Here is a 1,107-nt window from a genome sequence, read left to right on the forward strand (position 1 = left end):
GGGTGCGGACCGGGTGGTTACCCTTCGGTAATGGCCGACGTCATCGCTGACCCGGAGCTCGACCCCGCCGCCACGTACGCCGTGGACCCGGCCCGGGTTCGAGCCCTCACCGCCCGCGTCATCGCCTCCGATGGGGAGGGCGAGCTGCGCACGACCACCCCGATGACCGGGGCACCGCTGGCGGTCCTGCCCGTCTCGAGCGCCGGCGACGTGGTGCGCGCCGTCGACCTCGCCCGGGCCGCTCAGCGCGGCTGGGAGGCCACGCCCGTCACTGAACGGGCGGCCGTCATGCTGCGCCTGCACGACCTCCTGCTCGACCGGCAGCCCCAGCTGCTCGACCTCGTGCAGCTGGAGTCGGGCAAGGCGCGTGGCCACGCGTTCGAGGAGATCGGCGACTGCGCCATCGTCGCGCGGCACTACGCCCGCCGCGGCCCCTCGCTGCTCGCCGACACCCACCACGTCGGGGTGCTGCCGCTGCTCTCGCGGGCCGTGGAGCACCACCGGCCCAAGGGCGTCGTCGGCATCGTCGCACCGTGGAACTACCCCCTCAGCCTGGCCGTGTCCGACGCGATCCCCGCGCTGATCGCCGGGAACGCCGTCGTGCTGCGCCCGGACCCGCAGGGGTCGCTCACCGCGCTGGCCGCGGCCGAGCTGTTCGCCGAGGCCGGGCTCCCCGACGGGGTGCTGCAGGTCGTGCTCGGGCCGGGGGACCCGACCGGGCAAGCCGTCGTCGACCACACCGACTACGTGAGCTTCACCGGGTCGACCGCCACGGGACGCATGGTGGCCCAGTCGGCCGCCCGGCGGCTGGTCGGCGTCTCCCTCGAGCTCGGTGGCAAGAACACGATGTACGTCGCGGCCGACGCCAACCTGCGCCGGGCCGTCGACGGCGCCGTGCGGGCCTGCTTCAGCGGCGCCGGACAGCTGTGCATCAGTGCCGAGCGGCTCGTCGTCCACGCCGACGTCTACGACGAGTTCGTGCCGCGGTTCGTCGAGCGGGTCTCGCGGATGCGCCTGTCGACGGGGCTGCACTGGGGCGCCGACATGGGCAGCCTCGTGAGCGCCGACCAGAAGGCCAAGGTGCTCTCGCACGTCGAGGATGCCGTG

The 1,107-nt window shown here is 74.1% G+C and carries 1 protein-coding gene; it reads left to right on the plus strand.

What is annotated here, in order from left to right:
- Positions 1-30 precede the first annotated feature (30 nt).
- Positions 31-1,107 (plus strand): aldehyde dehydrogenase family protein (locus PLL68_RS15690; protein ID WP_324535697.1); only part of this gene is annotated, 1,077 nt, incomplete at its 3' end.

Source organism: Ornithinibacter sp., assembly GCF_035443565.1.
Taxonomy (GTDB): Bacteria; Actinomycetota; Actinomycetes; order Actinomycetales; family Dermatophilaceae; genus Fodinibacter.